This window comes from Candidatus Falkowbacteria bacterium, assembly GCA_026396835.1.
Classification (GTDB): domain Bacteria; phylum Patescibacteriota; class Patescibacteriia; order Patescibacteriales; family Patescibacteriaceae; genus Patescibacterium.
In genome coordinates this window covers 1-5,204 of the sequence record JAPLWA010000002.1, presented here as the reverse complement: position 1 = coordinate 5,204, position 5,204 = coordinate 1, and the positions used below count along the sequence as shown (strand labels likewise).

General features: G+C 36.3%; 5 protein-coding genes. 3 read left to right on the top strand and 2 right to left on the bottom strand.

The window, feature by feature from the left end; translation table 11 throughout:
- The first annotated feature begins 467 nt into the window (after window positions 1-467).
- Window positions 468-821, top strand: a complete 354-nt coding sequence (locus tag NTY12_00370; GenBank protein ID MCX6792463.1) for a hypothetical protein — start codon at window positions 468-470, stop codon at window positions 819-821.
- Between the two features lie 495 nt (window positions 822-1,316).
- Window positions 1,317-3,134, top strand: coding sequence for a translational GTPase TypA (gene typA / locus NTY12_00365; GenBank protein MCX6792462.1), 1,818 nt, complete (start codon window positions 1,317-1,319; stop codon window positions 3,132-3,134).
- A gap of 141 nt (window positions 3,135-3,275) precedes the next feature.
- Here typA and NTY12_00360 read toward each other — a convergent pair whose 3' ends face one another.
- On the bottom strand, window positions 3,276-3,494 hold the full coding sequence (locus NTY12_00360; GenBank protein ID MCX6792461.1) for a hypothetical protein: 219 nt from the start codon (window positions 3,492-3,494) through the stop codon (window positions 3,276-3,278).
- A 121-nt stretch (window positions 3,495-3,615) separates the two neighbouring features.
- Between NTY12_00360 and rpsT the strand changes: the two genes are divergently transcribed.
- On the top strand, window positions 3,616-3,882 hold the full coding sequence (gene rpsT / locus NTY12_00355; GenBank protein MCX6792460.1) for a 30S ribosomal protein S20: 267 nt from the start codon (window positions 3,616-3,618) through the stop codon (window positions 3,880-3,882).
- 56 nt (window positions 3,883-3,938) lie between these two features.
- Here the strand turns inward: rpsT and NTY12_00350 are convergent.
- On the bottom strand, window positions 3,939-5,204 hold a 1,266-nt coding region (locus NTY12_00350), incomplete at its 5' end, for a hypothetical protein (protein ID MCX6792459.1).

Here is a 5,204-nt window from a genome sequence, read left to right as displayed (position 1 = left end):
GCAATGGTCGAGTTTGTATAAACGTGCATTTGTAATATATTTCACCTCCTTACTAGTTTAGCTACTTTAATTATAGCCCCATGGGCTACGCCATCAAACGCACACGCCCGCTACCGCGGGCGGTTTTTGGATAATAAAAACTCATTATCTAAATTGCTTGATAATGAGTTTCGGTTTCCTGCGCACGGAAACATTACAATTACACTTTGCGCTCATCAGGTCTATCTTCCGTTTGACGAAATTGATGTAATCATAAGGGTTTTCCTCCGTAGATTTCCGTTTATAAAAAACAATTATAAAGAACCAATGGGTTCACGTTAAATTACATTACAAATTAACGATAAGAATATCTTAATATACAATATATAGATAGTCAATAAACTCGGGCTTGCAAATTTTTTAACTTTTTTATAAGCTATAAACAGTCCTTTTCAAGGAATAAACCAATAAACAGATAGGAGTCGAAGATGAAGAAATTATTATCTTTATTTTTTATTCTTTCTTTCTTGTTATTTACAAGATCAATCATTAATGCCGAAGACGTTTCTAAAACAACTAACGGGCCTACGAGAGGCATCTGTTGCGTCAATTCAGCAGAAAACACATTGATCCCGGCTGACTTTGTCTTCTACGACAATGGCCAAAGCCTAAATAACGAAAGCAAATTAAAAGGCGCAGAAGTTATATCAGCAATTAATTTGCAGCAAAAAGAGAAGAAGAAAGAAGACGAAAGACAAAAGAAAGACGCAAGAGTTAAAGATTCCTTTATGAAAGCAGAGAATTTTGTTTTCAGTCCACCGCAGGAAGTTCTTAGGCTTTAAATCAAAGCAGCCAAGCTTAGAATTTCAAAACATCCTAGCCTCATCACCTAGGATGTTTTTAAAATAAAAAAGCCGCAATCTATACAGAAAGCGACCTTTACCGATTCAACGGTCAATGTGGGTTGAGATTTATAACAGCTTATGAAATTTCATATAACTATTAGCCTCCATTTAATTAATAAAAGAACCGCTTCATTAAAAGATTAGCATAATTTAGATAATCGTCAAATAAACTCACCCCTAACCCCTCTCTACCCCTTCGGGGTAAAGAGGGGAAGTGAAAATAATAGTTTTGATATTATTACTGATAGTGTTTAAGTCTAAAAAATTGGTATATAAATTTCCCCTCTTTGTGCGATAGCACAGAGAGGGGCTAGGGGTGAGTTGTGCCCAGAAAACACTAATTAAAAGATATTTAAGGCAATATGGTTGTCAAAATCCAAAAAGTGTGGTTATATAAAGCTATTACAAACGTCTTAACAGACGATTTTTTATATGGAAACAATCCGAAACATAGCAATTATCGCTCACGTCGACCACGGCAAAACTACGCTGGTGGATGCTTTGCTTAAGCAATCCAATACTCACCTTAAGAAAGAGATGGTTGGAACTGATTTAATCATGGATTCTAATGAATTAGAACGTGAACGCGGTATTACAATTTTTTCCAAAAACGCATCTGTAGTTTGGAAAGGAACTAAAATTAACATTATTGACACTCCAGGTCACGCTGACTTTGGTGGTGAAGTTGAACGCGTTCTAAAGATGGCAGATGGATGCTTACTCTTAATTGACGCTAAAGAAGGACCGATGCCACAAACTCGTTTTGTTTTGAAAAAAGCCCTTGAACTAGGACTTAGGATTATTGTCGTGGTTAATAAGATTGATAAACCCGGCGCTCGTGTCGATTATGCATTAAATAAAACTTTTGATTTATTTGTTGAACTCGGCGCTAATGACGAAACAATTGATTTTCCAATTATTTACGCTTCCGCAAAAAATGGTTTAGCTGGTGAGACTGATAATTTAGCTGAGATGAAAGATATTACTCCTGTCTTTGACACTATCATCAAGAATGTCGCCGCTCCGGCTGGTGATATTACCAAGCCATTACAAATTTTAATCATGACTATTACTGGTGATGCTTTTAAAGGCAGAATTGCTAGTGGTCGTGTTTATAATGGCGTTGTTAAAGCTGGCCAACAAATTGCTCGTATTAATCATGATGGAATTATTACAACTCATCGTTTAACTTCTCTAATGACTTACCAAGGTTTAGAAAGAGTTGAAACCAAAGAAGCTAAAGCTGGTGACATTATCGCTATTTCAGGAATTGAAGATATTAACATTGGTGAAACTATTGCTGATCCAACAAATCCAGAAGCTTTACCAGTATTACATATTGAAGAACCAACTGTTAAAATGATTTTCACTGTTAATGATTCTCCTTTTGCTGGTAAAGAAGGCAAATTTACAACTTCACGCCAAATCAGGGAACGTTTAGTTAGAGAATTAGAAAACGACATGGCTTTGAAGATGGTTGATGATGATCAAAGCGCTGGCTGGATTGTATCTGGTCGTGGTGAATTACACTTAGCAATTTTAATTGAAAGATTAAGACGCGAAGGTTATGAATTCCAAGTTTCCAGACCACAGGTTATTACTAAAGAGATTGATGGTAAAACCGTTGTACCGTTTGAACAAGTTTTGATCGAAGTTCCTGAAGTTTACTCTGGTAGCGTGATTCAAAAATTAGGCAGTCGTCATGGAGAAATGAAAGACATGCGTAAGGATGAAAACAATGTAGTATTTCTAGAATTTATTATGCCAACACGCGGCTTATTTGGTTACCGCACAGAATTTTTAACTGACACTCGTGGACTTGGTTTAATCAACTCCAGCTTTTTTGAATACCGTCGCGACGATGCTCCATGGCCAGAACGAGATCGTGGTTCATTGATTGCTTATGAAGCTGGCACAACCAATCTTTATGGCTTACTAAACGTTCAGGATCGCGGCATTCTATTCTTTGGTCCTGGTATTCCAATTTATAAGGGTCAAATCGTTGGCCAAAACTCTCGCGGTGAAGATATTGAAGTTAATATTTGTAAAGCTAAACAATTATCAAACATGCGCTCTAAAGGTGATGGAGTATCAGAACATTTCAAAGCACCAAAAACCATGGATCTAGAAGAAAGCTTGGAATATATTGGTGACGATGAATTAGTAGAAGTTACACCACTAAATATTCGTTTAAGAAAAGTAATTCTAAATAAGATTGAACAAAGGAAGAAAGAATTAGGTATTAAATAAGCGTCAGAACCACAGATTACACAGATAAGGGTCGCTGATTTACACTGATAAAGAATTTTAGTAAAAATAGAAGCTAGGAATATAATTCCTAGCTTCTTTATTATCTATATAATCAGTTTTCAATCTGCGTTCATCTGTGGTCTATTCTTCATCCTTAATATGATCTTGTAACCATTCCCATCTATCTAGCAATTGATCTTCAATAAACTCATCATTGTCATCATCAGTTAACAAACCACGCTCACGATAGTACTCAATAGTTTCTTCAACTAGCTGCTTATATGCATCACGGTCAAAAGCGGCTTGTTCTAGCATTTTTACTCTAATCAAATCAAATATTTCTTGTGTAATTGGATCCATATAGTTTTCTTTTATACCCTATATTCTATACCTTTTACCATGATTGTCAATCTTAGGCAGGCTTTACAAAGCAATAAAATAATGATAGACTATGGTCACATAATTTTTTATTAAAATAACTATGCCTAATACTAAATCTGGTACTAAAGAGCTACGTAAAGCTAACCGTCGCAACACTCGTAATGAGGACGCTAAAGATCAACTAGCCCTTATCTTAAAAAGAGTTCGTAAAGCTATTGCTGAAGGCAACGAAGCAACCGCTAAAGAAGCTTTAAAAATTGCTTTGAAGGAATTAGACAAAGCTGCTCGTAAAGGTCTTCTTAAGAAGAATACTCGCGACAGAAAAAAATCTCGTTTATCCATCGCGGTAAATAAGATCAAGAAATAAATTTACTTTATATAAAAACACCCTGATATACGTCAGGGTGTTTTTAGAAATTAGAATTATTTTATTAAACCAGAGTATGCGATTGCTCTTATTACATTCCAGTGCCTAGCAATTGAAGGGCTAAAACCAAAAGTTTTAATAAAAGTTTGAGCGGCATTTTTCTCTGCACTTAAATTACGTGCTGCCGTAGAACGAACACCGTAGCCCATCATCTTTAGAGCATTAACATCAGTTGAGTTCTTCATGTCAGCATTACGTCCATATACTAATTTGAAATTAGTGTAAGCTCTTGCTTCTACAGTTTTGATAACCGTGATTGGCCAACGACCATTAGCAATGTTTAGAACGTCAATCCAGTTGGCTGCAGTTTTTGGAGCAATACCATAAGCTTCTTTATATGAACTAATAGCGGCGGCTCTTTCGCCTGAACCTAGTTTTAAGGTAGAGTCAGTACCATTATTAATAAAGTAAGTTTCTGGATTGGCTTGATTAAATATTTCTGTTTTTTCATTAATAATTTTAGAGACGATATCTGTTCCTTGAACTGAATTACTTTCTATTATGTCATCTAAAATAATATCACCAACAATAATCTCACTTGACTGTCCGGATTTATTATAAAATTTTACATAAACTTTCTGGAATTTATTATTATTTAACAAACTCCAATTTATCTCTGGCTGATATAATTCTATATTAGCATTGTTAAAATCGGGATAATTTGAAATTGCTATACGATTAATATCTGATCCAACAGAAAACTTTAGCTTCACCAAAGGTAAAGAACTTGAGACGGGCAATTGACTAGCAGTAACCCTAAAGCCACCCTGAGGATTTTCGGTTGATTGCGGCGGGACTATTATCGGAGCAGAGCTCACGCCAGAACCACCAACTGGTAAAACAACTAGTGAAACTAATTTAGAAATACTGCCGCCCGCTCCATTGCAAGTGATACTGTAATCGCCACTACTTGTCGGTGAAATACTTTGACTTCCAAAGATTGCCGTTGAGAGCGTCCAAGAAGCGCTGCAATCTGTTGTGTTAGTAGAAGACCATGTTAATGTTGCTGATTCACCACTATTAATAATTGAGGGATTGATAGAAAGAGTTGCCGTTGGCAATGGTCGAACCGTCACCGTTGCAGTAGCATCATCGCTTCCGCCAGCTCCGGTACAAGTAACCGTGTAATCCGTATTAGCAACTGGTGAAACAACTTGAGTTCCGCTGGTAGCAGTGCTATTAGTCCATGAAGCAGAGCAACTAGTAGAGTTTGTAGATGACCAAGTTAAGGTCGTAGAATCACCTTGGTTAATAGTCGCAGG

Excerpts from the sequence above, each read along its gene's own strand:
- typA (MCX6792462.1), top strand. The coding sequence starts at position 1,317 with ATGGAAACAATCCGAAACATAGCAATTATCGCTCACGTCGACCACGGC.
- rpsT (MCX6792460.1), top strand. The coding sequence starts at position 3,616 with ATGCCTAATACTAAATCTGGTACTAAAGAGCTACGTAAAGCTAACCGT.
- NTY12_00360 (MCX6792461.1), bottom strand. The coding sequence starts at position 3,494 with ATGGATCCAATTACACAAGAAATATTTGATTTGATTAGAGTAAAAATG.
- NTY12_00370 (MCX6792463.1), top strand. The coding sequence starts at position 468 with ATGAAGAAATTATTATCTTTATTTTTTATTCTTTCTTTCTTGTTATTT.